This window comes from Bradyrhizobium sp. USDA 376 (assembly GCF_054063675.1).
The window spans coordinates 1950255-1975826 of the sequence record NZ_JBSSGN010000001.1 but is presented as its reverse complement, the minus strand read 5'-3'; the positions used below and the strand labels follow the sequence as shown (position 1 = coordinate 1975826).

General features: G+C 65.3%; 27 protein-coding genes, 1 other RNA gene and 1 pseudogene. 12 read left to right on the top strand and 17 right to left on the bottom strand.

Annotated features, from left to right (window positions below):
- Positions 1–74 precede the first annotated feature (74 nt).
- From ACVJ19_RS09135 to ACVJ19_RS09100, 8 genes and pseudogenes are all read right to left on the bottom strand, one after another.
- A complete protein-coding gene (locus ACVJ19_RS09135) occupies positions 75–998 on the bottom strand; it encodes a sugar kinase (RefSeq protein ID WP_453949259.1) in 924 nt (307 codons plus the stop codon).
- 6 nt (positions 999–1004) lie between these two features.
- Positions 1005–1944 (bottom strand): annotated as a pseudogene (nudC, locus tag ACVJ19_RS09130) (NAD(+) diphosphatase).
- Between the two features lie 10 nt (positions 1945–1954).
- Positions 1955–2374 (bottom strand): HIT domain-containing protein, encoded by a 420-nt coding sequence (locus ACVJ19_RS09125; RefSeq protein WP_453949261.1) that lies wholly within the window; start codon positions 2372–2374, stop codon positions 1955–1957.
- Between the two features lie 282 nt (positions 2375–2656).
- Positions 2657–3784: a muconate cycloisomerase family protein gene (locus ACVJ19_RS09120; protein WP_453949262.1), complete on the bottom strand. Its 1128-nt coding sequence runs from the start codon at positions 3782–3784 to the stop codon at positions 2657–2659.
- Complete coding sequence (locus ACVJ19_RS09115) at positions 3781–4536, bottom strand: SDR family NAD(P)-dependent oxidoreductase (RefSeq protein WP_453949263.1); 756 nt, start codon at positions 4534–4536, stop codon at positions 3781–3783. Before ACVJ19_RS09115 ends, ACVJ19_RS09120 begins: the two co-directional genes overlap by 4 nt.
- Complete coding sequence (locus ACVJ19_RS09110) at positions 4536–5330, bottom strand: amino acid ABC transporter ATP-binding protein (RefSeq protein WP_453949264.1); 795 nt, start codon at positions 5328–5330, stop codon at positions 4536–4538. The genes ACVJ19_RS09115 and ACVJ19_RS09110 overlap by 1 nt, the downstream gene beginning before the upstream one ends.
- Positions 5327–5989, bottom strand: coding sequence for an amino acid ABC transporter permease (locus ACVJ19_RS09105; RefSeq protein WP_453949265.1), 663 nt, complete (start codon positions 5987–5989; stop codon positions 5327–5329). The genes ACVJ19_RS09110 and ACVJ19_RS09105 overlap by 4 nt, the downstream gene beginning before the upstream one ends.
- Before the next feature lie 212 nt (positions 5990–6201).
- Positions 6202–7047, bottom strand: a complete 846-nt coding sequence (locus ACVJ19_RS09100; protein ID WP_453949266.1) for a transporter substrate-binding domain-containing protein — start codon at positions 7045–7047, stop codon at positions 6202–6204.
- Between the two features lie 183 nt (positions 7048–7230).
- Between ACVJ19_RS09100 and ffs the strand changes: the two genes are divergently transcribed.
- The 5 genes from ffs to ACVJ19_RS09075 all read left to right on the top strand — a co-directional run bounded on the left by ffs (position 7231) and on the right by ACVJ19_RS09075 (position 10678).
- Positions 7231–7327, top strand: an RNA gene (gene ffs, locus ACVJ19_RS09095) — signal recognition particle sRNA small type.
- 95 nt (positions 7328–7422) lie between these two features.
- The gene (locus tag ACVJ19_RS09090) at positions 7423–9261 is read left to right on the top strand and encodes a DNA polymerase III subunit gamma/tau (RefSeq protein ID WP_453949267.1); all 1839 of its coding nucleotides are present in this window, start codon (positions 7423–7425) and stop codon (positions 9259–9261) included.
- Positions 9262–9288: 27 nt separating this feature from the next.
- Positions 9289–9609, top strand: a complete 321-nt coding sequence (locus ACVJ19_RS09085) for a YbaB/EbfC family nucleoid-associated protein (RefSeq protein ID WP_211405301.1) — start codon at positions 9289–9291, stop codon at positions 9607–9609.
- Between the two features lies 1 nt (position 9610).
- On the top strand, positions 9611–10213 hold the full coding sequence (recR, locus tag ACVJ19_RS09080) for a recombination mediator RecR (protein WP_027561562.1): 603 nt from the start codon (positions 9611–9613) through the stop codon (positions 10211–10213).
- 30 nt (positions 10214–10243) lie between these two features.
- Positions 10244–10678: a hypothetical protein gene (locus tag ACVJ19_RS09075; RefSeq protein WP_453949268.1), complete on the top strand. Its 435-nt coding sequence runs from the start codon at positions 10244–10246 to the stop codon at positions 10676–10678.
- Between the two features lie 227 nt (positions 10679–10905).
- On the opposite strand, the gene ACVJ19_RS09070 is transcribed toward ACVJ19_RS09075, so the two are convergent.
- From ACVJ19_RS09070 to ACVJ19_RS09060, 3 genes are all read right to left on the bottom strand, one after another.
- On the bottom strand, positions 10906–12156 hold the full coding sequence (locus ACVJ19_RS09070; protein ID WP_453948482.1) for an IS110 family RNA-guided transposase: 1251 nt from the start codon (positions 12154–12156) through the stop codon (positions 10906–10908).
- A gap of 340 nt (positions 12157–12496) precedes the next feature.
- A complete protein-coding gene (locus ACVJ19_RS09065) occupies positions 12497–13864 on the bottom strand; it encodes an AmpG family muropeptide MFS transporter (protein ID WP_453949269.1) in 1368 nt (455 codons plus the stop codon).
- A 178-nt stretch (positions 13865–14042) separates the two neighbouring features.
- Complete coding sequence (locus ACVJ19_RS09060; protein ID WP_453949270.1) at positions 14043–15245, bottom strand: DNA recombination protein RmuC; 1203 nt, start codon at positions 15243–15245, stop codon at positions 14043–14045.
- A 171-nt stretch (positions 15246–15416) separates the two neighbouring features.
- On the opposite strand from ACVJ19_RS09060, the gene def reads away from it, so the two are divergent.
- The 3 genes from def to truA all read left to right on the top strand — a co-directional run bounded on the left by def (position 15417) and on the right by truA (position 17891).
- On the top strand, positions 15417–15944 hold the full coding sequence (gene def / locus ACVJ19_RS09055) for a peptide deformylase (protein WP_453949272.1): 528 nt from the start codon (positions 15417–15419) through the stop codon (positions 15942–15944).
- 144 nt (positions 15945–16088) lie between these two features.
- The gene (fmt, locus tag ACVJ19_RS09050; protein ID WP_453949273.1) at positions 16089–17012 is read left to right on the top strand and encodes a methionyl-tRNA formyltransferase; all 924 of its coding nucleotides are present in this window, start codon (positions 16089–16091) and stop codon (positions 17010–17012) included.
- Positions 17013–17150: 138 nt separating this feature from the next.
- Positions 17151–17891, top strand: coding sequence for a tRNA pseudouridine(38-40) synthase TruA (gene truA, locus ACVJ19_RS09045; RefSeq protein ID WP_453949274.1), 741 nt, complete (start codon positions 17151–17153; stop codon positions 17889–17891).
- Positions 17892–17984: 93 nt separating this feature from the next.
- On the opposite strand, the gene gspM is transcribed toward truA, so the two are convergent.
- The 5 genes from gspM to ACVJ19_RS09020 form a co-directional block, all read right to left on the bottom strand.
- Positions 17985–18470 (bottom strand): type II secretion system protein GspM, encoded by a 486-nt coding sequence (gspM, locus tag ACVJ19_RS09040; protein ID WP_172786056.1) that lies wholly within the window; start codon positions 18468–18470, stop codon positions 17985–17987.
- A gap of 5 nt (positions 18471–18475) precedes the next feature.
- The gene (locus ACVJ19_RS09035) at positions 18476–19042 is read right to left on the bottom strand and encodes a F0F1 ATP synthase subunit B family protein (RefSeq protein ID WP_453949275.1); all 567 of its coding nucleotides are present in this window, start codon (positions 19040–19042) and stop codon (positions 18476–18478) included.
- A 60-nt stretch (positions 19043–19102) separates the two neighbouring features.
- Positions 19103–19330 carry a F0F1 ATP synthase subunit C gene (locus ACVJ19_RS09030; protein ID WP_018643436.1) on the bottom strand — a complete coding sequence of 76 codons (228 nt, stop codon included), beginning with the start codon at positions 19328–19330 and terminating at the stop codon, positions 19103–19105.
- Between the two features lie 53 nt (positions 19331–19383).
- Positions 19384–20133 carry a F0F1 ATP synthase subunit A gene (locus tag ACVJ19_RS09025; RefSeq protein ID WP_453949276.1) on the bottom strand — a complete coding sequence of 250 codons (750 nt, stop codon included), beginning with the start codon at positions 20131–20133 and terminating at the stop codon, positions 19384–19386.
- A gap of 116 nt (positions 20134–20249) precedes the next feature.
- Positions 20250–20624, bottom strand: coding sequence for an AtpZ/AtpI family protein (locus tag ACVJ19_RS09020; protein ID WP_453949277.1), 375 nt, complete (start codon positions 20622–20624; stop codon positions 20250–20252).
- Between the two features lie 75 nt (positions 20625–20699).
- On the opposite strand from ACVJ19_RS09020, the gene ACVJ19_RS09015 reads away from it, so the two are divergent.
- The 4 genes from ACVJ19_RS09015 to ACVJ19_RS09000 all read left to right on the top strand — a co-directional run bounded on the left by ACVJ19_RS09015 (position 20700) and on the right by ACVJ19_RS09000 (position 23811).
- Positions 20700–20942: a hypothetical protein gene (locus ACVJ19_RS09015; protein WP_453949278.1), complete on the top strand. Its 243-nt coding sequence runs from the start codon at positions 20700–20702 to the stop codon at positions 20940–20942.
- A gap of 41 nt (positions 20943–20983) precedes the next feature.
- Entirely contained in the window at positions 20984–21502 is a 519-nt protein-coding gene (locus ACVJ19_RS09010) for a hypothetical protein (RefSeq protein WP_453949279.1), read from the top strand.
- A gap of 360 nt (positions 21503–21862) precedes the next feature.
- Positions 21863–23113, top strand: coding sequence for an IS110 family RNA-guided transposase (locus ACVJ19_RS09005; protein WP_453948482.1), 1251 nt, complete (start codon positions 21863–21865; stop codon positions 23111–23113).
- Between the two features lie 224 nt (positions 23114–23337).
- Entirely contained in the window at positions 23338–23811 is a 474-nt protein-coding gene (locus tag ACVJ19_RS09000) for a secondary thiamine-phosphate synthase enzyme YjbQ (RefSeq protein WP_453949280.1), read from the top strand.
- A 62-nt stretch (positions 23812–23873) separates the two neighbouring features.
- On the opposite strand, the gene ACVJ19_RS08995 is transcribed toward ACVJ19_RS09000, so the two are convergent.
- Positions 23874–25499 (bottom strand): MFS transporter, encoded by a 1626-nt coding sequence (locus ACVJ19_RS08995; protein ID WP_453949281.1) that lies wholly within the window; start codon positions 25497–25499, stop codon positions 23874–23876.
- Between the last annotated feature and the right edge of the window lie 73 nt (positions 25500–25572).

Sequence of the window (25572 nt, the reverse complement as noted above, 5' to 3'; positions counted from 1 at the left end):
GGGGCCAATTTCCCTGATATAGAGAAAATCTTTCCACAGCAAGCCTATAATCTCGGCGTTTCAGTGGAATCGCTCTAGGGTTGGCTGCGTAAAAACTCTTCAACTTCAATGCGTTGCCGGGCAGCCGGGCCGCCGCCGTGGCGGGTGCATTTCAGCGCTGCGGCGGCCGCGGCGAATCGCAGCGCCTGCCGTAGTCCCTTACCCTCGGCGAGGCGGAGCGCGAATGCGCCATGGAAGACGTCGCCGGCACCAAGCGTATCGACGGCCTGGACCGGGAAGGCCGGGGTCTCCTCAAGCGCGCCCGCCTTGTTGAGCCAGATCGTGCCATGCGGGCCGCGGGTGGCGGCAAGGAAGGCCGGCGTCAGGGCGGAGAGGCGCTTCAAGGCCTCGCCGTCGCCGGCGATGCCGGCCGTCTCCTGCGCCTGTTCGCTGGCGAACAGCAGATGCGAGGCGGCGGTGAGCAGGCCGTCCTGCAACGACATCGCGCGATCGACGCCAACGACGACGGGGATGCCGCGCCGGCGCGCCTCGGTGCAGAGATCGATGCAGAAGGTGCCGCAGCGACTCTCGATCAGAACCGCCTGACAATCGGCCAGCAGCTCGTCAGCGTCGGGCAGTTTTACGGTCCACAGCCCGGGATCGCGATAGATCGTGAGTGTCCGCTCGCCGGAGGGCTCGATCATGATCGCGGAGACCGGAGTGGTCAGGCCCGGCATGCGCACGATATGCGTGGTGTCGATGCCCTCCTGCGTCATCTGCGCGAGAATGAAATCGCTCGACGTCTCCCGCGCATCGCCCATCGGCCCCGCGAACGAAACGCGGCCGCCAAGCCGTGCCATTGCGATTGCGGCATTGAGCGCGTTGCCGCCGCAGATCTCCGCGAGATGTGTGGCGTTGGCCTTGCTGCCGCGCGCGGGCACGGCCTCGACGCGAAAGGTGAGATCGCGCACGGGAATGCCGATGCAGAGGATGCGCGGCGCGGTCGCAGGTAGCGCCATCGGCGGTCAGCTCTTGTCGTGCACCCAGCGACCGAGCAGGTGATGGGCGATCGCGAAGGGATGCGGGCCGGCGAGCCCGTCCGGATGCGTCCGCGTCAGCATCTTCGCCGCCTCCTCGCGCGTGAACCAGCGTGCGTCCTCGAGCTCGGAATGATCGACGACGATGTCCTCGCTCACGGCCCGCGCGCTGCAGCCGATCATCAGCGACGACGGATAGGGCCAGGGCTGGGTCATGTAATACTGCACGTCGGTGCAACGGATGCCGGACTCTTCCAGGATCTCGCGGCGCACGGCGTCCTCGATCGTCTCGGCGGCTTCGACGAAGCCGGCGAGGCCACGAAAACATGCCCGGCGGAAACTGCTTCTGGCGGCCGAGCAGGCACTTGTCGCCGGAGGCGACGTGCATGATCACGACCGGATCGGTACGCGGAAAATGCTCGGCCTTGCAAGCAGGGCATTCGCGCTTCCAGCCGCCTTCCTTCATCGCGCTGCGCGCGCCGCAATTGGCGCAATAGCCGTGGCGCTGGTGCCAGCCGACCATCGACTTCGCCATTGCGATCGCTGACAGCTCGACGGGCGGGATCGCGCCCTGCATCGCCATGCCGCGCAGCTCGGTGACGGTGTAGTCCTCGCGGCCGATCAGCTTCTCGGCGGCGGCCTGCGACATGCCCATGCCGAACATTGCCGCGCCATCGCGCAGGCCCAGGAAGATCGTGCCGGGATTGGCGCCGCATTTCAGCGCCTCGTCGATTCCTAGCAGCGCGCGCACCTTGTCGCCTTCGCGCTTCACCAGCAGCGAATCGCGATAGACGACATAGGCGCGCGACGATGGCTTTTGCTCCAGCGCGAACAGCTTCTCGTCGTCGCGGCGCAGATGCGCGGCGCGCTCGAGGACGTTGGTGACGAAGGCCGGCTGCCCCAGCGGAAATGCGTCGAATGCTGACATTGCTGTTCTTTCAACCCAACCAGATTTTTCGGCGAAGCGCGCTGATGAAATTCTGAACCTCTGCCGCATCGTGTGCCAGAGGCGGCATCACGCCCCAGACTGGCCGCGGCCAGGCCGCGTCACTGGTCCGCCGCGCGATGATGTGGACGTGCAGCTGCGGCACGAGATTGCCGAGTGCGGCGACATTGAGCTTGTCGCATTTGGTGATCTCCTTCAGCGCGCGCGAAACGCGGGAGATCTCGGTCATGAGCTGCGCCTGCTGCACCTCGTCGAGATCGATGATCTCGACCGCATCCACCCGCCGCGGCACCAGCAGCAGCCAGGGATAATGCGCGTCCTTGATGACCAGCACCTTCGACAGCGGCAGATCGCCGATGTCGATGGTGTCCTCTTTCAGGCGGGAGTGCAGCGACCAGGCGGGTTCGGACATATGCGTTTCCGGATGGCCCGATGGGGAACGGGCTTGTTTGATGCGACCATACGACAGCGATTCCGATAGGGGAAGGATGGCAACTGCATACACGCTCGTCGTCCCGGACAAGCGCGCCCAAGGCGCGCGCTGATCCGGGACCCATAACCACAGGGAGTGGTTATTACGCGAACCGGCAACTCCGAATCTTCGCCAAACTCGATCCGGTGGTTATGGGTCCCGGGTCTGCGCTGTCGCTTGCCCGGGACGACGACCGAGTTTGTGGTGGTGCGCGCGGCTGCCTTACGCTTCCGCCAGCACCCGCGCATTAGCGCGGACCGAGGCTTCGCTGACGCGGATGCCGAGGCCGGGGCCGTCCGGCACCACGACATGGCCCGCGCGGTTGGCGACGCGCTCTTCCAGCACGTCCTCGGTCAGCACGTGATGCGGCATGTAGAATTCGCAGCCGAGCGAGATGCCTGATGTCGCCGCGATCAGCTGGGTGCCGGCGGCAAGGCCAATGCCGCCTTCCCACAGCGTGCCGCCATAGCCGGGCAGGCCGGCGATGTCGGCGATCGCCATGATCGCCTGCGCCTCGAACAGGCCGCCCGCCTTCATCAGCTTGATCGAGACGGCGTCCGCCGCCTCGCGGCGCACCACCTCCATCATGTCGCGACGGTCGAAGCAGCTCTCGTCGGCGAGCAGGGGCGTCTCCAGCGCCGCGGTGAGCTGCGCCATCACGTCGAGAAATTTGCGCGGCACCGGCTGCTCGATGAAGGTCGGCGCGAACTGCTCGACATCGCGCAGGATTTTTATGGCGCCGAACGGCGCCAGCGCCTGGTTGTAGTCGACGCGCAGATCGACCTTGTCGCCGAACTCTTTGCGGATCGCTTCGAGATGGTCGAGGTCCTCCCGATGCGGCTTTACGCCGGTCTTGACCTTGTAGATGACATTCCCTTCGGGAACCATCTTGCGCATGCGCTCGAGGTCGGCGGCAAAGTCAGGATCTGCGATCGAGAAGGAGAGGGGGATGGTGTCGCGCACGCGGCCACCGAGGAGGTCGGCAACCGACAGGCCCGACGATTTGCCGACGATGTCGAGCAGCGCCATCTCGATTCCGACTTTTGCTTCGGCGTGGCCGACCAGCGCGCGGTCAAGCTCGGCCATCAGCGCGCGGATGCGGCGCACCGATTTGCCGAGCACGATGGGGCGCAGATAGATGTCGAGCGCCGAGAACGCCGCTTCCGGCGTGCCGGTAAACACCTCCCACGGCGCGGCCTCGCCCCAGCCGACCACGCCGTCGCTCGACGTCAGCTCGATCAGCACGCGCTTCACGGTGCCCTTGACGTTGCCGACGCCCTGCAGGCGCGCCATCTTGATCGGGCTTTCGATCAGGAACAGCCTGATGCGTTCGACGGTTGCTTCGGTCATGTCAGGCCTCCATTGACGTGCCAGACCTGGCCGGTGACGTAGGACGCCTTCGGTGATGCCAGGAAGGCGATGATTTCGGCGACTTCCTCCGGCCGCCCGCGGCGGCGCATCGGGATCAGTGCTTCGGTTGCGGCGATCTGCTCGGGCGACAATCGGCTCTCGCTCGGCTTGTCCTTGACGATCAGGCCGGGTGACACCGCGTTGACGGTGACGCCGTCTTTCGCAAGCTCCATCGCGGTGAGCCGCACCAGCGCTTCCAGCGCGGAGCGGCTCGCGGCGGTCGCCGCGAAGGGCGCGAATTCGGGCCGGATCGCGTGCGCGACGAAGGACGACACCGCGACGATCCGCGCATCTCGCCCAGCACGCAGTAGCGGCAGCGCGGCGTCAACGAGCCGCGTGAAGGCCAGCGCCGATTCGTCCATGGCCTTGCGGAACTCCTCCGCGGGCGTGCCGATCGCGCTGCCGCGGCGGGCATGGCCACCGACGAGAACCAGTCCATCGAGCCGGCCGAAGGCCGTTTGGGTCGCTGCGATGGCATCGGTGGCCGCTGTTTCCTCGGCGAAATCGCCGAGGCACTTTGCGACAGCCGCGCCCTTTGCTTCGGCTTCCGCGGCAGTGGCGTCGAGACCTTCGGCGTTGGAGCGCGTGTGCAGCAGCAGGGCGGTGCCGGGCGCCGCGAGCAGTCTTGCGGTGGCGCGGCCGATGCCGCTAGCGGCGCCGGTGACGAGATAGACGCGATCGATACTAGGCATCACGGTGTTGCGTTGGCCGGCGGCAATGCGCCGGTGCGGTGGAAATGGCTGAGGAAGGCGCGCGTCGCGGCTTGCTGCGGATTGTCGATCACCTGCCGCGCCGGGCCTTCCTCGACGACGACACCGTCGCGCATGAAGATCAGGCGGTCGGCCACCTCGCGGGCAAACGCGATCTCGTGGGTCACGATCACCATCGTCATGCCCTCGGACGCCAGCCGCTGCATCACGTTCAGCACCTCGCCGACGAGCTCGGGATCGAGCGCCGAGGTGGCCTCGTCGAACAGCATCACGTCAGGCTCCATCGCAAGTGCCCGCGCGATCGCGACGCGCTGCTTCTGCCCGCCGGAGAGCGTCGCCGGATATTGGTCAGCCTTCTCCGCGAGACCCACCTTGGCAAGCTGCGCACGTGCGAGCTTTTCCGCATCGGCCTTGGCCATGCGCCGCACCGTGACCGGGCCCTCCATCACGTTCTGGAGCGTGGTCATGTGCGGGAACAGATTAAAATGCTGGAACACCATGCCGGTGGTGGCGCGGAACTTTGCGAGAGACTTCACATCGGGGAGCTTCGCACCTTCACCGAATGCAAAGCGGGTGTCGCCGACGCGGACGCTGCCGCCGTCGGGCACGACCAAGAGATTGATGCAGCGGAGCAGCGTCGACTTGCCGGAGCCGGATGGCCCGATCAGCGCGACGACGCCGCCCTTGGCGACGTCGAGATTGATGTTCTTCAGGACCTCGTTGCTGCCAAAGCTCTTGCGCAAGGCCCGGATTTCGATCTTCGTTGTGTCGCTCATTCGCTGACCGCCAGTCGCTTCTCGCCGCGCCGGACGATAATGGTGAGCGGGATCAGGATCGCCGCATAGGCAACCGCAACCGCGGTGTAGGTTTCCAGCGGCCGGTAGCTGTCATGGGCGGCAACCTGGCTCTGATAGACCAAATCAGGCACCGCCAGCACCGAGACCAGCGAGGTGTTCTTGAACTGGATGATCGACTGGTTCATCAGTGCCGGGATCATGCGCTTGATCGCCTGCGGCAGCACGATGCGCCGCATGGCCTGGCTCGGCGTCATGCCGAGCGCGGCGCCGGCCTCCGACTGGCCGCTGTCGATCGAGACGATGCCGCCGCGGATGATCTCCGAATAGAACGAGCCGCCATAGAGCGACAGCGCCAGCGCTGAAGCGGTGATCGGCGTCATCTCGACGCCGGCCAGGATCGGCAGCGCGTAATAGAACCAGATCAGCTGCACCAGGATCGGCGTGCAGCGAAACGCCTCGATGAAGGCCAGCGCAGTCAGCCGCAGCGCCCTGAAGCGCGACAGGCTGCCGAATGCGCCGAGCAGGCCGAACAGCAACCCGCAGACGACGATGACCACGGTGAAGCCGACGGTGACGCCCAGGCCGTTGAGAAAGAGCCAGCGATAGCTCCAGAGGATGCCGAAGTCCCACTGATACATATTTCTTTCGGACCTCAGTCGCAAAATGGCTTGGAAAGTTCGAGCTGCGGGCGCGCTGCACCTCTCCCGCTTGCGGGAGAGGTCGGCGCGAAGCGCCGGGTGAGGGTTCTCTCCTCTTGGGGAGTCTCCCTAGCGGAGACACCCTCTCCCCGACCCTCTCCCGCAAGCGGGAGAGGGAGAGGAACGGACCGCGCTTGCCCCAAACGCATCACTTACAGCGACACGCCCGGCGGAATGTCGGCCTCGGTCACGCCCACGAGCTCCATGTTCGTGATGATCGCGTTGCGGATGAAGCCGAGGCCCTTGTTGAAGTCGATCCAGGTGTTGACGTAGTCGCGCCAGGTCTTGTCGGTCTCGCGGCGGAAGCCGGCATTCGATGTCGTCGCGAAGATCGGCGTCGGCAGCACGAACTGGCCGAGCGAGGGGTTCTTCTTCAGCACGGTGAGCGACAGCATGGTGATCAGGCACTGCGCGTCGACGCGGCCGGTCTGCAGCGCGGCGGTGGCATCATCGGCGGTCTTGAGCCGGGTGATCTGCGCCTTCGGCGTCAGGCGGCTGACGACCTGGTCGTGCGAGGAGCCCTGGTCGACCGCGATCTTGACATCGGGCGAGTTCAGCTCGGCCCAGCTCTTCGGCTTGAAGTCCTTCTTGCAGAGGATGCCGAAGGCGTTGTTGAAGACCGGTACCGAGAAGTCGATCACCAGCGCGCGCTTCGGGGTCGGGTTGAGACCGAAGAAGATGTCGATCTTGTTGGATTGCAGGTCGAGCACCGAATTGCCCCAGGTGGTCTCGGTGATCTCGAGCTCGGCCTCCATGTCGTCGGCGAGGCCTTTCGCAATGTCGATGTAGAAGCCCTTCCACTGGCCGGTGGCGAGGTCCTTCATGTAGTACGGTGCGCCGCCGCCGACCGCGCCGATCCGCATCTTCTTGGTCCGGCGGATGCGGGCGAAGGTCGATTCGTTCGGATCGGCGGTCTGGGCCACCGCCGGCGCAGCCAGCGCGGCCGCCGTCACGGCGCCAAGTCCGACAATCGATGCAACATCACGACGTGTAACCATTGGGATCAATCGCTTTTCTGGTTGGGTGGAGTTCCGGCAGCGTTCTTAGCAAGGTGATCCCGGCAGCGAAAGCACAGCCTATCGGCTGGGCAGGTCCGGAATTGCCCGGATGCTGGGCAAGATCAAGCGGTTCAAGCCGATACCCGCTTGCTTTCCGCGCCCTTTGGCCCCAAATAGGGACCGGGAGATTGGCGGTGGACGAGCCACTCGCCAACCGGGTCAGGTCCGGAAGGAAGCAGCCCTAACGAGGTCCGGATCGGGTCGCTCGTCAGTCTCCTACCTGTTTTTCCGAGCGAATTGCGCCGGCGGGCCTTCCCGCCAGCGCGCTCCTTTCCGCAAAAGCCAGCCGAGAGAGATTTCATTGCGGATCGACCGATGACCGATGCTGGCGCCCCTCCCAATCCTGACAGCGCCGGACCGGCCGGCAACGCGCCCTACCGGGTGCTGGCGCGCAAATACCGCCCCTCCAGCTTTGACGATTTGATCGGCCAGGAGGCCGTGGTCCGCACCGTCTCCAATGCGTTCGAGACCGGGCGCATTCCGCAGGCCTGGATCCTCACCGGCGTCCGCGGTGTCGGCAAGACCACCACTGCGCGCATCCTGGCCCGGGCGCTCAACTACGAGATGCCGGACGGTTCGGTGCAGGGGCCGACCATCCACATGCCGACCCTCGGCGTGCACTGCCAGGCGATCATGGAAAGCCGGCATATGGACGTGCTGGAGATGGACGCGGCCTCGCACACCGGCGTCGACGACGTCCGCCAGATCAATGACAGCGTACGCTATGCGCCGGCCAGCGCCCGCTACAAGGTCTACATCATCGACGAAGTCCACATGCTGTCGACGGCGGCGTTCAATGCCTTCCTGAAGACGCTGGAGGAGCCGCCGGAGCACGCCAAGTTCGTGTTCGCGACGACGGAGATCCGCAAGGTTCCCGTCACGGTGCTGTCGCGCTGCCAGCGCTTTGATCTCCGCCGCGTCGAGGCCGACGTGCTGATGAAGCACCTTGCTAACATCGCCGCGAAGGAAAGCGTCGAGATCGAGGCGGAGGCGCTCGGCATTATCGCGCGCGCTGCCGAAGGCTCCGTGCGCGACTCTCTGTCGCTGCTCGACCAGGCGATCGCGCATGCGGCGGGGCAGGTGAAGGCGGACGCCGTCAGGCAGATGCTGGGCCTTGCCGACCGCACCCGCGTGATCGACCTCTTCGACTCGCTGGCGCGCGGCGATATCGCCGCCGCGTTCAAGGAGTTCCGCGATCAATACGACGTCGGTGCCGATCCGATCGTCGTGCTCTCGGACCTTGCCGAATTCGTCAATTTCGTCACCCGCGTGAAGATCGTGCCGGCGACCGCCGACAACGTCGCCTATGGCGAGACCGAGCGGGTGCGCGCGAAGGATTTCGCCTCGAAAATCTCGATGCGCGTGCTGTCGCGGATGTGGCAGATGCTGCTCAAGGGCATCACCGAGGTGCAGGCCGCAACGCGTCCCGCAGCGGCCGCCGAGATGGTGCTGGTGCGCATCGCCTATGTCGCCGATCTGCCGACGCCGGACGAAGCGATCCGGATGCTGGAGCAGAACGGCGGCGGCTCGCCGGTCGTGAACGGCGGCGGTGCTGCGCGCGGCAGTGCGCCGGCCGCACCGGTTGCTTCGGCATCGCCGGTTGCTTCAGCCGTGCCCGTTCGTATGCCGACGTCGTCGCCGACCGCGTTCGGCGGCGCGGCCCGTCCGCAGATGGCGGCGCCCGCGCCGGATACGCAAGGCGCTGCGCCCCAGCTGCGCATCACCAGCTTCACCCAGCTCGTGGCGCTCGCGGGCCAGAAGCGCGACCTCATGACCAAGGGCGCGCTCGAGGGCGACATGCGCCTCGTCCGTTTCGAGGAGGGCCGGCTCGAGGTCGCGCTCGAGCCGAACGCCTCCAAGACCATGATCTCGGAGCTCGCGAAGAAATTCGAGCTGTGGACCGGCCGGCGTTGGACGGTGATCGTCTCGAACGAGCAGGGCCAGCCAACGCTGCGCTCGGTGAACCAGGCCGCCAAGCAGGAGCATGCGCGTACCGCCGAAGCCGACCCGCGCGTGCAGGAGGTGCTGTCGCGCTTCCCCGGTGCGAAGGTCGTCGAGGTCCGCAGGCTTGCCCCCGAGGCGCCGGAATCCGATATTAATGCGGACTATGGCAGTGACGATCCGCCCGACGGTTCCGACGGCGACGATCTCTGAGCCATTCTTTCCAAGGACAAGGCACCGATGGCTGATTTTCTCGGCATGATGAAGCAGGCGGCGCAACTGCAATCCAAGATGCAGGAAATGCAGGAGCAGCTCGCCAATGTGGAGGTTGAAGGCATCTCCGGCGGCGGTCTCGTCGCCGTGCGCATGACCGCCAAGATGGACGTCAAGGGCATCAAGATCGATCCCTCGCTGATGAAGCCGGAGGAGCGCGAGGTGCTGGAAGACCTGCTCGTCACCGCGCTCAGTGATGCCCGCCGCAAGGCGGAAACCGCGGTGCAGGACAAGATGCAGTCGCTCACCGGCGGGCTCGGCCTGCCGCCGGGGCTGTTCGGCCAGTAACATGGGCGCGGTTGCAGGTCCCGAGATCGAGCGGCTGGTCCAGCTTCTCGCGCGGCTGCCGGGCCTCGGTCCGCGCTCGGCGCGGCGCGCGGCGCTGCATCTGATCAAGAAGCGCGAAGCGCTGATGATGCCGCTGTCGTCCGCCTTGCAGGTCGCGCTGGACAAGGTCCAGGTCTGCAAGACCTGCGGCAATATCGACACGCAAAATCCCTGCACGGTCTGCACCGATCCGAAGCGCGATCCCGCGATCATCGTCGTCGTCGCCGACGTCGCCGACCTCTGGGCGCTGGAGCGGGCCAATGCGACCCAGGGGCGCTATCATGTGCTGGGCGCGACATTGTCGCCGCTCGACGGCGTCGGCCCGCAGGACCTCACCATCGACGCACTGGTGGCGCGTGCGCATGCTGCCGAGGTGCATGAGATCATCCTGGCGCTGAATGCGACAGTGGACGGCCAGACCACGGCGCACTACATCACCGACCTGCTTCAGGACGCCAACGTAAAAGTAACCCGTCTGGCCCATGGTGTGCCGGTCGGTGGCGAGCTTGATTATCTCGACGAAGGTACGCTATCGGCCGCCATGCGGCAGCGGACCCTGTTCTAGCTATCCTACAGATCTCACGGAACGGACGACATGACGAAACTTTTCGCCACACGCTCGGCTTTGGTCGCGACGATGATGCTGCTGGTGACGCCGGCCATCTCCGCGCAGCAGGACGAGGCACCGCCGGCCCCCAAACCCGGCAGGCCGATCAACACGGGCGACGTGCTCTCGGGCGAGCTGAACGCGATGAAGGTGCGCGACGTCAAGAACGCCGGCAAGCGTGTTGCGATGTACCAGATCACCTCCGAGCCGCGCCGCCTGCCGGCGCCGAACGGGCTGTGCAATCTCGAGACCGGGCCCGAAACCTTCCAGCTCGTCACCTCCAGCGATGCGCAGGCCACGCAGCTGAAATCGTTCGTCGGCAAGGAGATCTCGGTCAAGGTCGACGAGGTCGCCTGCGCCAGCGATCCCGGCCAGATGAGCGAGGCCGTGATCACGAAGTGGAGCCTGATCAAGAAGCAGTAGGGGGCGGCGGCGCCTCACAACGAACTGCCGTAGGACCTCCTACCCGTGGTCAAGAGGTAGACGTCCTTGATGGGCGAGCATAGCGCCGTGCTCGCCGCCGTCCAGGACGCTTCGCGCCGGCGTTGCCGGTGCCGACGGCCTCCTGGACAGCGTCTGCGCGCGGCGCTGTGGCGATCGGCAGGTCGGGACGAAGGAATGGTCACACCGGCCGAACAAAGGAATGAGGCTCAGGCTTTAGTGGAGGTCCTTGCGCTATAGTCCGCCTCGTATGGGGTGTGTCGCTTGAGCGTCGTGCACAAGGCAAAGAGCAAGCGATCCCCTACAGTGCGCAGAGCACGCGCGTGGCCATGTCCTCGCTGTCGCAAGGCATCATAGCGTCGCCTGCTGGCCTCATCGTGTTGGATGGCGACCCGCGACCAGTGATGGACGGCGCTCTGTAGCCGCCTGTTGCAGGCGAGGCGACGGATCACGAAGCGTTGCTTGCCGCTTTGCCGCGTCACCGGCGCGGCCCCTGCCAAGGCGCGCAGAGCATGATAATCTCGCCTGCGCAGAGGCTCTGCGGCCTCGGCGAGCAGTGTGGCGAGATGGATCCTGCCGATTCCTGGCCAGGAGCGAAGGATCGTCACGTCGCACTGCTCCGAGCTCTGCCCCGAGGCCTTCTCCTCGCCTTCGATTGCGACGCACAGACGGTCCAGGTTCTGATGCGCCTCCTTGATCTGCTGATTGACCAGGTGCAGTCGTGCCGCCAAGCTGCGGATGTGTGCGCAGGCGGCCTCGGTGGTGCCGGGTGCCACGAACAGCGGGGCCTCGCGTAAAGTTTCAAGCACCCCCGCCGCATCAAGGCGGCGGATGCGATGGGCTTTCAGAACGCGTGCAATTGCCTTCTCGCTGGCCTTGGCCGCACGGGCCGGCGTCGGCACCATCTGCCAAAGCGCCAGGAACCATTCGTCAGCGACATCGTCGGTCAGCTTGGTGGCCTGCGGATAATATCGCCACAACTGCTTGCGCAGCCGGTTGGCAAGACGTGTGCGCTCCTGCTGCAGTTCGTCGGCCAAGCGCGACCACTCGCGCAGCTCGATCATCGTGGGATCGTCGACCACAAGCCGACGGAACGCCGCGCGATCCGTGCGGAGCGAAGCTCCGAGCACATGGGCATCGCGGCGGTCATCCTTGGCACCAGCCACCGTGAAGCGATCACGGAAGCGGTCAAGCTGCTTGGGATTGATCGCGAACACCGCAAACCCGTGTTCGAGCAACACCTCCACCACCGGGCCGTGCGGCATCTCGATCGCCACGGCGATCTGCCCCGGTGCGGCGTTGGTCTTCTGCAGCAGCCAGTCGCGCAACTCCGTCAGGCCCGCACCCTCATGGGCGAACTCGCAGTGAGCAACCTGTCTTCCTTCGGTATCCAGCAGGCAAACGCTATGGCTCTGCGTTGCCCAATCGATCCCGACGAACCAGCGTACATCTTCGAGCATTGTTGGGACCTCCTTGCTCTCAAAAAGCGGGCCACCGCGATCCTGATCGATCCCTGTACTGGCGCTCTCGGCGCGAACCTCCTACTGGATCTCGACCGCGGCCGCTCTGCCGGGGCGCGGCTCCTACGTCGGTGTTCAAGACACAGGTGGGCAAGGCTGCTCCCGGCGGATCGGCCCGTGTTCCAGTCTACACCTTCGACTGGATGCGAACCCCAAAAGGGTACAGGGTGGGCAAAGGCGCAGAGCGCCGTGCCCACCACCTGATTCTGATTCATGGCGTGATGGTGGGCACGCTTCGCTTTGCCCACCCTACGGCAGCGGGGGTGGGACGCGAACAGCCTCAAACCCGCACCGGCCCCAGTGCCTCGAAATGCCCGCGCTTTTGCAGCCAGGCCAGCAGCAGCAGGCTCGGGATCGCCACCAGCACGCAGATCACGAAGAACAGCGGCCAGCCGGTGGTCTCCGCGACATAGCCCGCGCTCGATGACAGATACGTCCGCCCCACCGCCGCGAGCGCGGTAAGCAGCGCATATTGCGTCGCCGTGTGCAGCGGATTCTGGCACAGCGCGGAGAGATAAGCGACGAAGATCACGGTGCCGATGGCACTGGTGAAATTCTCGGCGCAGATGGCGAGCGCCAGCGCCCATTGATTGGTGCCGACCACGGCGAGCCAGGAGAAGGACAGGTTGGCGAGCGCCTGCACCACGCCGCCGATCCAGAGCGATGTCGCCAGCGGGTAGCGCCGCGCGACGAAACCACCGGCGAAGCCGCCGATCAGCGTCGCGGCAAGGCCAACGCCCTTCACGATCGCCGCATAGTCGTTGCGGGTGAAGCCGAGGTCGATCACGAACGGTGCCGTCATGGTGCCCGAGAAGGCGTCGGTGAACTTGAACAGCACCACGAAAGCGAGTGCCGCGAGCGCATCCTTGCGCGTCAAAAATTCCGAGAAGGCGCCGATTGCCGCGTGCAGCACGCGCGTGAACGCAGTCTCGGCCTGTGTCGCCGCCTCGGCCCGCACCGACTGTTCGGGCTCGGTCGCGACCAGCGCCGTGATCGTCCCGATCAGCACCATCGCCGCCATCACCACATAGCCCCACATCCACGCCGAGGTGCGGGTGATGCCGGTGCCCTCGAAGCCCGAGACGATGAACAGCGCGCCCGCGGTCGAGACCAGCATGCCGATGCGATAGGCCGCGACGTAGGCCGCCATGCCGGCGGCCTGCTCGCTCTCGGGCAGGCTCTCGACGCGGAAGGCATCGACCACGATGTCCTGCGTCGACGACGTCGTCGCCACCAGCAGCGCGCCGAGCGCGACGTAGAACGGCGAGCGCGCGGGATCGGTCATCGCCAGCAGCAGGATCGCGACGATCAGCAGCAGCTGCGAGAACACCAGCCAGCCGCGCCGCCGCCCGAACGCGCGGGTGAACAGCGGCACATGCAGCGCGTCCACCAGCGGCGCCCACAGGAACTTCAGCGTGTAGGGCGTGCCGACCAGCGCGAACAGCCCGATGGTCTTGAGATCGACCCCGGCCTCGCGCATCCACACCAGCAGCGTCGATCCCGACAGCGCCAGCGGCAGCCCCGAGGAGAAGCCGAGGAACAGCACGATCAGCACCCGCGGTTGCAGGTACACGGCAAGGCTCTCGCGCCAGGAGGGGGCGGCGGCGCTGGTTTGGACGGTTCCGGAAGTCGCGTCGGGAGCGGTCATGAGGTGGTGTTAGCAGATTCTGGGGGCGCTGCCTCTTCTCCCTCTCCCCGTTCTTACGGGGAGAGGGTTGGGGTGAGGGCCTCTCCCCATGCGGGAGGTGGTCGTGAGGCCTGTACCCCCTCACCCGGATCGCAAGAGCGATCCGACCTCTCCCCGCAGGCGGGGAGAGGTAAGCAAGTCACTCCCCCGCCTGAAGCTTCCGCGGAAACAGCTCGCCCGCGCCGGTTGCCACCAGCCGCGGGCCCTCTGCGGGCGCATCGCTCTTGCTGAAGTCGAGTTCCTCGATCCGCCCCGCGCGTTTCTCGATCTTGTCGGCGGAGATCAGCACCTGGCGCACGTCCTCGTTCACGTCGGCAAAATGCTTCTGCAGCTTCAGCACGCGGTCGCGCAGGCGCCCGAGGTCGTCGCCGAGCTTGATCACCTCGGTGCGGATCTGGTCGGCGGCGTCGCGCATGCGCGCGTCCTTCATGATCTGCTGCATCACCTGGATCGCGAGCATCAGCAGCGAGGGCGACACCAGCACCACGCGGGCGCGATAGGCCTTCTGGATCACGTCGTCGAAGCCGTCGTGGATCTCGGCGTAGACCGATTCCGACGGCACGAACATCAGCGCCATCTCCTGGGTCTCGCCGATGACGAGGTATTTTTCGGCGATGTCGCTGACATGCTTCATCACGTCGCCGCGCAGGCGCTGCGTGGCGATACGCCGTTCCTCGTCGGTGCGGGCGTCGTGCAGCGCCGTCATCGCCTCCAGCGGAAATTTGGCGTCGATGCAGAGCGGGCGCTGGTCGGGGAGGAACACGACGCAGTCGGGCCGTTTTCCGGTCGAGAGCGTGAACTGGAACTCGTAGGATCCCTTGGGAAGGCCGTCCTGGACGATCGCCTCCATCCGCGCCTGGCCGAAGGCGCCGCGCGACTGCTTGTTGGCGAGCACGTCGCGTAGCGTCGTCACCTGCGTGGTGAGGTCGGTGAGGTTCTTGTGCGCGTTGTCGATGATGCCGAGCCGCTCGTGCAGGGCGCGCAGGCTCTCCATGGTGTTGCGGGTCGAATGTTCCATGGACTGGCCGACGCGGTGGGTGACCGAATCCAGCCGCTCATTGACGGCCCGCGCCATCTCGGCCTGCCGGCCCGCCAGCGCCTGGGTCATGGCGTCGACCCGCCCCGAGGCCTCGCTCTGGGCACGAAGCACTTGGGCGAGGCGTTCCTCGAGCTCGTCGGCCCGGATCGCGTGGGCCATGGCGAGCTCCGCGCCGCGCCGCCCGGATCGCGCGATCACCACCGCAATCACCACCAGCAGGATGAGGACGAGCGCGCCGAAGCCGATCAGCGCGTCGATGGTGCGCACCGGCCAGTCGCCAGCCGTGAAAATGATCTCGTTCATGCCAGCTGTTCTAACCGATTCGCCTCAAAGCGCGAACGAAGAGGGAACGGTTGGGGTTAAGAACTCCCTACCTTTTATGGTTAACGAAACCTGACGTTTTATGGTTAGCGGAGCGTTAACGGGGTTCCTCGCCGCATTGACCGCATCCGGCGCGGGGCTTAAATCGCGGCCATGGCCCTACGAGAAATCATCATCCTGCCCGACAGGCAGCTGCGCCTGGTCTCCAAGCCGATCGAGAAGGTCACTTCGGAGATCCGCAAGCTTGCCGACGACATGTTCGAGACCATGTACGACGCGCCCGGCATTGGCCTGGCGGCGATCCAGGTCGCGCAGCCCTTGCGCCTGATCACCATGGACCTCGCCAAGCGCGACGAGAGCGGCGAGACCAAGCACGAGCCGCGCGTGTTCATCAATCCCGAGATCCTGGCTTCCTCCGAAGAGCTCTCGGTCTACGAGGAGGGCTGCCTGTCGATCCCCGAATATTACGAGGAGGTCGAACGTCCCGCGAAGGTGCGCGTGCGCTTCACCGATCTCGACGGCAAGGTGCACGAGGAGGATGCCGAAGGCCTCTACGCCACCTGCATCCAGCACGAGATCGACCATCTCAACGGCGTGCTGTTCGTCGATTATCTGTCGAAGCTCAAGCGCGACCGCGTGATGAAGAAGTTCGAGAAGGCCGCCAAGCGCGCGGGCGAGTAGGCTTTCCGTCGTTCCGGGGCGATGCAAAGCATCGAACTATGGTGCGCAATTGCGCACCTGAGAACCTCGAGATTCCGGGTTCGGCTCTTCGAGCCGCCCCGGAATGACTGTCACTGGATCGCGTCCTTCCGCAGGTTCTTTCCGATGTCCCTCCGCCTCATCTTCATGGGTACGCCCGATTTCTCCGTGCCGACGCTGCTCGAGCTGGTCGCGCATGGCCACGAGATCGCGGCCGTCTACACCCGCGCGCCGAAGCCGGGCGGGCGGCGCGGCCTGCAATTGCAGCCGACCCCGGTTGAAGAAGCCGCGCGAAAACTCGGCATTCCCGTGCTGACGCCGAAGACGCTGAAGACGCCGGAAGCGCTCGAGGAATTTCGTGCGTTCGACGCGGATGCGGCCGTGGTCGTCGCCTACGGCATGATCTTGCCGCAGGCGATCCTCGATGCGCCGAAGCTCGGCTGCTACAATCTGCACGCTTCGCTCTTGCCGCGCTGGCGCGGCGCGGCGCCCATCAATCGGGCGATCATGGCTGATGATGCCGAGAGCGGCGTCATGGTGATGAAGATGGATGTCGGTCTCGACACCGGCGACGTCGCCATGGCCGAGCGCCTTCCGATCACCGACACCATGACCGCGCGCGACCTGCATGATCGTCTCTCGCGCCTTGGCGCCGACCTGATGGTGCGCGCCATGGCCGCGCTCGACCGCGGCGGGCTCCAGCTCAAAAAGCAGAGCGAGGACGGCGTCACTTACGCGGCCAAGATCGACAAGGTCGAGGCGCGGATCGACTGGAGCAAGCCGGCGCGCGCGGTGCTGCGCCACATCCACGGCCTGTCGCCGTTTCCCGGCGCCTGGGCGGAGCTCGAGAGTGCGCGTGTAAAGATCCTGCGCTGCGAGTTGGCGAAGGGCTCCGGCGCGCCGGGCGAGGTGATCGACGACCTCCTCACCATCGCCTGCGGCGAGGGCGCGATCCGCATCATAGAGCTCCAGCGCGAAGGCAAGGCCCGGATGCAGGCCGCGGACTTCCTGCGCGGCGTGCCGCTGAAGGCAGGCGCCAAATTCAACTGACGCTGTCATACCCCGCGAAGGCGGGGTATCCAGTACGCCGAGGCTTCTCGGCTGAATACAGATGCCTCGGCGTACTGGATCGCCCGGTCCAGTGCGCAATTGCGCACAAGGCCGGGCGATGACACCACCCGGATTGAGATGCCCCGCTACAAGCTCACCATCGAATATGACGGCGCGCCGTTCTTCGGCTGGCAGGTGCAGGACACGCTGCCATCGGTGCAGGGCGCGCTCGAAGCGGCCGTGAAGGCGATGACCGGCGCGGATTTGCGGGTGCATGGCGCCGGCCGCACCGATGCCGGCGTGCATGCGCGCGGCCAGGTCGCGCATGTCGATGTCGAGAAACAATTTCCGCCCGGCCGTTTTCGCGACGGGCTCAATGCGCATCTGCGCCCGCATCCGATCGCGGTGCTCGAGGCCGAGATCGTGCCTGATACGTTCGAGGCGCGCTTCTCGGCGGTCAAGCGCCACTACCGCTACCGCATCGTCAACACCCGCGCCAATCTCGCGCTCGACGCCGGCCATGCCTGGCGCGTGCCGCGCCGGCTCGATGCCGAGGCGATGCACATGGCGGCGCAGCGCCTGCTCGGCAAGCACGATTTCACCACCTTCCGCGACACCGAGTGCCAGGCCAAATCGCCGGAGAAGACGCTTGACCAGCTCGATGTCCTCCGCGACGGCCGCGAGATCACCGTGATCACCTCGGCGCGCTCGTTCCTGCACAGCCAGGTGCGCTCGATGGTGGGATCGCTGGTCTGGGTCGGCGAGGGCCGCTGGACCGCGGACGATCTCTCCGCAGCCCTCGCCGCCCGCAACCGCACAGCCTGCGGCATCGTCGCCCCGCCGGACGGTCTGTATCTGATGAGGGTGGATTACGAGTGAGGCGTGATGGCACCCGATGTACGGATACACGATCCGACAAACAAAAAAGCCGGCGCTCGCGCGCCGGCTTTTTGATTGATGAAGGCAAAGCCCTCAGTTCAGCTTCTGCCGAACCTCGTTGATGCCCTTGGCGAGCAGGTCGTCGGCGACCTGGCCCTTGACCGACTGCGACAGGATCGTGGAAGCGGCCTGGACGGCGGCTTCCGCGGCTGCGGCGCGGACATCGGCCAGCGCCTGGGCCTCGGCGAGTGCGATCTTGCTCTCCGCGGTCTTGGTACGGCGGGCGACGAAGTCTTCCATCTTCGCCTTGGCGTCGGCAGCGATGCGCTCGGCTTCGGCCTTGGCGTTGGCGATGATGTCGGCCGCCTCGCGCTCGGCCGTGGCACTGCGCGCCTTGTAGTCGGCGAGCACCTTGGCCGCCTCCTGCTTGAGGCGCGCAGCGTCGTCGAGCTCGGCCTTGATGCGGGCGGCGCGATGATCCAGCGCCGTCATCGCCGACTTGAAGACCCCGAGATAGCCGAACACGATCATCAGGATCACGAAGGCGACGGCGACCCAGGTTTCAGGATCGAAGAACATATCGACTAACCCTTCAAGGACGCATCAACGGCGGCATTCACCGACGCCGCATCCGGAACGAGGCCGGTGAGCTGCTGCACGATGGTGCCTGCCGCATCGGCCGCGATGCCGCGGACGTTGCTCATGGCGGTGGCGCGGGTCGAGGCGATGGATTTTTCCGCCTCGGCAAGCTTGGCCGCCAATTGCTCCTCCAGCGCCTTGCGCTCGGCGTCCGCCTGCGCATTCGCCTTGTCGCGGGATTCGTTGCCGATCGCCTGTGCCCGCGAACGCGCTGAAGCGAGCTCGGCTTCATAGGCCTTCAGCGCCGCGTTGGACTGGTCCTTCAGCGTCTGCGCCTCAGTGAGGTCACCCTCGATCTTGTTTTGACGCGCTTCGATCGCACCGCCGACCTTCGGCAGAGCGAGCTTGGACACGATCACGTAAAGCAGGACGAAGAAGATCGCGAGCGACACCAGCTGTGAAGCGAAGGTGCTGCTCTCGAACGGCGGAAACCCGCCACCGTGGTGACCACCGTCAGCCTCGGTGTGAGCGCCCGCCGTCGGACCTTTTGCGCCGCCATGACTCTCAGCCATGGAGTACTCCCGTTGCTGTCACGCGCCGCTTCGGATGAAGCGGCGCGAAAGAAGTCGTTCTTAGAAAACGAACAGCAGAAGCAGCGCGATCAGCAGCGAGAAAATGCCGAGCGCTTCGGTCACGGCGAAGCCGAAGATCAGGTTGCCGAACTGGCCCTGAGCGGCCGAGGGGTTGCGAACGGCCGCGGCGAGGTAGTTGCCGAAGATCACGCCCACGCCGACGCCCGCACCGCCCATGCCGATGCACGCGATGCCCGCGCCGATAAGTTTTGCTGCTGCCGGATCCATTTTAGACTCCTTGGAAGAAAGATTGGGTTGTGGGTGGAAATTCCCCGGACCGCTCAGTGTCCCGGATGAATGGCGTCGTTGAGGTAGATGCAGGTCAGGATCGCAAACACATAGGCTTGCAGGAACGCGACCAGAATCTCGAGGGCGTACAGCGCAACCGTGAGCGCCAGCGGCAGCACGCCGCCGACCCAGCCGATGGCGCCGAGCGAGAAGCCCAGCATGGCGACGAAGCCCGCGAACACCTTCAGCGCGATGTGGCCGGCCAACATGTTGGCGAACAGACGAATGCTGTGCGAGACCGGCCGCAGGAAGAACGACAGAACCTCGATGAACATGACCAGCGGAAGGACGTAGCCGGGGACGCCGTGCGGAACGAAAATCGAGAAGAATTTCAGGCCGTTCTTGGCGACGCCGTAGATCAGGACGGTGAAGAAGACCAGCAGCGCCAGCCCTGCGGTGACGATCAGGTGGCTCGAGACCGTGAAGGTGTAGGGGATGATGCCGACCAGGTTCGAGACGCAGATGAACATGAACAGCGAGAAGATCAGCGGGAAGAACTTCATGCCTTCCGCGCCGGCCGTCGAACGGATGGTCGAGGCGACGAATTCGTAGGAGATCTCGGCGACCGACTGGAGGCGCCCGGGAACCAGCTGCGTGCCGCTGGCAAGCATCAGGAGCGAGATGATCGCCACCGCCACCAGCATGTAGAGCGACGAATTGGTGAAGGCGATCGTGTGATTGCCGATATGGCCAAGGGTGAAGAGAGGCTCGATGTTGAACTGGTGGATCGGATCGATTTTCATCAGCGCGGCATCTCTTGGTCTGCCGGGCAATGCCGGCTGGTCTCGGTCTACCGGCCGGGCCGGCCCGTACCGGCACTAGGCGCCGGCACGATCACTCCTCTCCTGTGCGGATCGCCTTACGAACCACCGCGCCTGTTTTGACCCGCGCCCGCCGATCTCACCACATTCACCACGCCGGCCACGAAGCCCAGCAGCAGGAACACGATAAATCCGAAGGGCGACGTCGACAGCAAGCGGTCGAACCCCCAGCCAATCCCCGCCCCGACAGCGACACCGGCGACCAACTCGGAGGATAACCGAAAACCAAGCGCCATCGCCGAGGCTCTGGCCGCTCTGTCCTCACCGTCACCTGCGGGTTGCTCGGTCTTGGTGCGGCGGTCGCGAAACTCGGACAACCGCTGATCAAGATTTCCGAGCCGTTCGGAAAGCGCAGCTTCCTCGGGCGATCTATCGCGATCTCCATTCTCGCCGTGTCCCGTGCCCTGTGTCATGCAACGAAGACCCGAAACGCACCGGCTGAATGGAAATTACGCCCGCCACCCTCAAAAGCCGCGCGGACCATACTGATGGCCTATAATCAAGTCAAGCCAAGTCACGATTGCGTCGCTTTCCGCTATGTAGCTGATTTATTTGATGATATTGGCGCGCGCGGCAGCGCTGCGCACAGCGTGACGCCGCACCGCAGCAGCTGTCCTCTTGATCGGTGGACGTGGCCGCCATTTCGCCGCGCTGCAGGGATCAAACGGGCCGGCGGGATCGTTGATTTCGCGCGGGTGTTTTTGGCGGCAGATCGCCGCGCCGCGGTGTAGAATTGCGGACATGCCACCTGCGCGTCGTGGCGGAGAGCGCGATGAGACCAATGACGTCATCCACAGCATCATGGCTCGCGGCGTCCTTCGCTGCTGTGATGGTCGTCAGCGGCAGTCTCGTGGCCGCGCAATCGGCGCCCGACGGCGAAAACGGCCGCTACACCATGACGCCGATCCCGGAGGGGGTGCTGCGGCTCGACACCCGGACAGGAACGATGTCGACCTGCACCCGGAACGGGACCGGCTGGGCCTGCTACGCGGTGCCCGACGAGCGCGCCGCGTTCGATGCCGAGATCGGCCGACTCCAGGCCGAGGTCGAGAAGCTGAAGGGGCAGCTCGCGGCCGGGCCGACCGTGTCGGGCAAGATCGAGGAGGCGCTGCCGAAATCCGATCCGCTGAAGAAGGCGGAGCCGAAGGTCGCCGAGGGCGACCGCAAGATCGAGATCCCGCTGCCGAGCGATCAGGACCTCGATCGCGTGATGTCGTTCCTGGAAAAGGCCTGGCGTCGGCTGATCGACATGGCCAACCGGGTGCAAAAGGACGTGTCGGGGAAGATTTAGCGTGTGACGAGCTGCCGTAGGGTGGGCAAAGGCGCGAAGCGCCGTGCCCACCACCTCGATATCGTCGCGGGGATTGATGGGCACGCTTCCGCCGTCGCTCTTCGAGCTATGGCGGACAAGTCGCTTTGCCCACCCTGTACCCTTTTGGGGTTCGCATCCAGTCGAAGGTGTAGACTGGAACACGGGCCGATCCGCCGGGAGCAGCCTTGCCCACCTGTGTCTTGAACACCGACGTAGGAGCCGCGCCCCGGCAGAGCGGCCGCGGTCGAGATCCAGTAGGAGGTTCGCGCCGAGAGCGCCAGTACAGGGATCGATCAGGATCGCGGTGGCCCGCTTTTTGAGAGCAAGGAGGTCCCAACAATGCTCGAAGATGTACGCTGGTTCGTCGGGATCGATTGGGCAACGCAGAGCCATAGCGTTTGCCTGCTGGATACCGAAGGAAGACAGGTTGCTCACTGCGAGTTCGCCCATGAGGGTGCGGGCCTGACGGAGTTGCGCGACTGGCTGCTGCAGAAGACCAACGCCGCACCGGGGCAGATCGCCGTGGCGATCGAGATGCCGCACGGCCCGGTGGTGGAGGTGTTGCTCGAACACGGGTTTGCGGTGTTCGCGATCAATCCCAAGCAGCTTGACCGCTTCCGTGATCGCTTCACGGTGGCTGGTGCCAAGGATGACCGCCGCGATGCCCATGTGCTCGGAGCTTCGCTCCGCACGGATCGCGCGGCGTTCCGTCGGCTTGTGGTCGACGATCCCACGATGATCGAGCTGCGCGAGTGGTCGCGCTTGGCCGACGAACTGCAGCAGGAGCGCACACGTCTTGCCAACCGGCTGCGCAAGCAGTTGTGGCGATATTATCCGCAGGCCACCAAGCTGACCGACGATGTCGCTGACGAATGGTTCCTGGCGCTTTGGCAGATGGTGCCGACGCCGGCCCGTGCGGCCAAGGCCAGCGAGAAGGCAATTGCACGCGTTCTGAAAGCCCATCGCATCCGCCGCCTTGATGCGGCGGGGGTGCTTGAAACTTTACGCGAGGCCCCGCTGTTCGTGGCACCCGGCACCACCGAGGCCGCCTGCGCACACATCCGCAGCTTGGCGGCACGACTGCACCTGGTCAATCAGCAGATCAAGGAGGCGCATCAGAACCTGGACCGTCTGTGCGTCGCAATCGAAGGCGAGGAGAAGGCCTCGGGGCAGAGCTCGGAGCAGTGCGACGTGACGATCCTTCGCTCCTGGCCAGGAATCGGCAGGATCCATCTCGCCACACTGCTCGCCGAGGCCGCAGAGCCTCTGCGCAGGCGAGATTATCATGCTCTGCGCGCCTTGGCAGGGGCCGCGCCGGTGACGCGGCAAAGCGGCAAGCAACGCTTCGTGATCCGTCGCCTCGCCTGCAACAGGCGGCTACAGAGCGCCGTCCATCACTGGTCGCGGGTCGCCATCCAACACGATGAGGCCAGCAGGCGACGCTATGATGCCTTGCGACAGCGAGGACATGGCCACGCGCGTGCTCTGCGCACTGTAGGGGATCGCTTGCTCTTTGCCTTGTGCACGACGCTCAAGCGACACACCCCATACGAGGCGGACTATAGCGCAAGGACCTCCACTAAAGCCTGAGCCTCATTCCTTTGTTCGGCCGGTGTGACCATTCCTTCGTCCCGACCTGCCGATCGCCACAGCGCCGCGCGCAGACGCTGTCCAGGAGGCCGTCGGCACCGGCAACGCCGGCGCGAAGCGTCCTGGACGGCGGCGAGCACGGCGCTATGCTCGCCCATCAAGGACGTCTACCTCTTGACCACGGGTAGGAGGTCCTACGGGGCTGTCGGAGTTGAGAGAATTTGATGACATCAGGCAAATCCGTAACCCGCTCGGCGCCATCGACGGTGCAAGCCACCACCGTCTCATCGTCGCTGCTCACCGTGCAGACCCCCGGTCGCGGCTTCACCGACCTCACCAGCGAAGCCGCAAAGTTCATCGCCGAGGCGCACGCGCGCGAGGGCGCGTTGACGCTGTTCATCCGCCACACCTCGGCGTCGCTGACGATCCAGGAGAACGCCGACCCGTCGGTGCTGGTCGATCTCACCACTGCGCTGTCCCGGCTCGCGCCGGAGAATGCGGGGTGGACGCATGATACCGAGGGACCGGACGACATGCCTGCGCACGTCAAGACCATGCTGACGCAGACCTCGCTGCAGGTCCCGGTCCTGAACGGCAAGCTCGCGCTTGGCACCTGGCAGGCGATCTATCTGATCGAACATCGCAGCCGGCCGCACCGGCGCGAGGTGGTGCTGCAGTTCGTCGGCAGCAATCAGTAGGGGCAAAACAAAACCGGCCGCGGAGACCGCGGCCGGTTCGTGTTGTCGATCGGTGCCTTCGATCAGGTCGCCTTGATGTCGACGTCCTTGGTTTCAGGCAGGAAGAGGAAGCCGATCACGACGGTGATGGACGCGAAGATGATCGGATACCAGAGGCCGGCATAGATGTCGCCGGTGGAGGCCACGATGGCGAAAGCGGTCGCCGGCAGCAGGCCGCCGAACCAGCCGTTGCCGATGTGGTAGGGCAGCGACATCGAGGTGTAGCGGATGCGGGTCGGGAACAGTTCGACCAGCATCGCCGCGATCGGGCCGTAGACCATGGTGACGAAGATCACCAGGATGAACAGCAGCCCGATGGTCGCGGCCACCTGCGGACGGAAGATGTCGAACGGATGCGCCATCTTCACGATGCCCGCATCGCCGGGCTTCGGATAGCCGGCCGCCTGTACGGCGGCGAGGATGGCCGGATTGCCGTCCTTGGCGTTGGCGTAGGCGACTTCCTTGCCGTTGACCATCACCTTCACGCCGGAGCCGGCCGGACCCGACGTCGTCGTGTACTTGACCGACGATTGCGACAGGTAGGCGCGTGCGGTGTCGCAAGGCGCGGTGAAGACGCGGGTGCCGACCGGGTTGAACAGGTCGCCGCAGCCCGCGGGATCGGCCACCACGTCGACCTTCACCGACTCAATCGCCTTTTCCAGCGCCGGGTTGGCGTTGGTGGTGATCATCTTGAAGATCGGGAAGAAGGTCAGTGCCGCGATCAGACAGCCGCCGAGGATGATCGGCTTGCGGCCGATCTTGTCGGAAAGCACGCCGAACACGATGAAGAAGCCGGTGCCGAGCAGCAGCGACCAGGCGATCAGGAGGTTGGCGGTATAGCCGTCGACCTTCAGGATCGATTGCAGGAAGAACAGCGCGTAGAACTGGCCGGTGTACCAGACCACGCCCTGGCCCATCACGCCGCCGAGCAGGGCGAGCAGCACGAGCTTGCCGTTCTGCCAGTTGCCGAAGGCTTCCGTCAGCGGCGCCTTCGAGCTCTTACCCTCTTCCTTCATCTTCTGGAAGATCGGCGATTCGTTGAGGCGGAGCCGGATCCAGACCGAGATGCCGAGCAGCAGCACCGAGACCAGGAACGGAATGCGCCAGCCCCAGGCCGCGAAGTCGGCTTCGCCGGTCGCGGTGCGGGTGAACAGGATCACCAGCAGCGACAGGAACAGGCCGAGCGTCGCCGTGGTCTGGATGAAGGAGGTGTAGTAGCCGCGCTTGCCGTTCGGAGCATGCTCCGCGACATAGGTCGCCGCACCGCCATATTCGCCGCCGAGAGCCAGGCCCTGGGCGAGGCGCAGCGCGATCAGAATGATCGGGGCCGCGATGCCGATGGTCGCCGCGTTGGGCAGCAGGCCGACGATGAAGGTCGACAGACCCATGATCAGGATGGTGACGAGGAAGGTGTATTTGCGGCCGACGATGTCGCCGATACGGCCGAACACGATCGCGCCGAACGGACGCACCAGGAAGCCCGCGGCAAAGGCCAGCAGCGCGAAGATGTCGCGGGTTGCCGGCGGATAGGCCGAGAAGAACTGGGCGCCGATGATGCCGGCCAGCGAACCGTAGAGGTAAAAGTCGTACCACTCGAAGACGGTACCGAGCGAGGAGGCGAGAATGACGAAACGTTCGTCCTTCGTCATCCCTCCTGCGCCAGACTGAGACACAGCCATTGTCGACATATTGAGTCGCTCCCCGAAATGCGTTTCCTCGCGC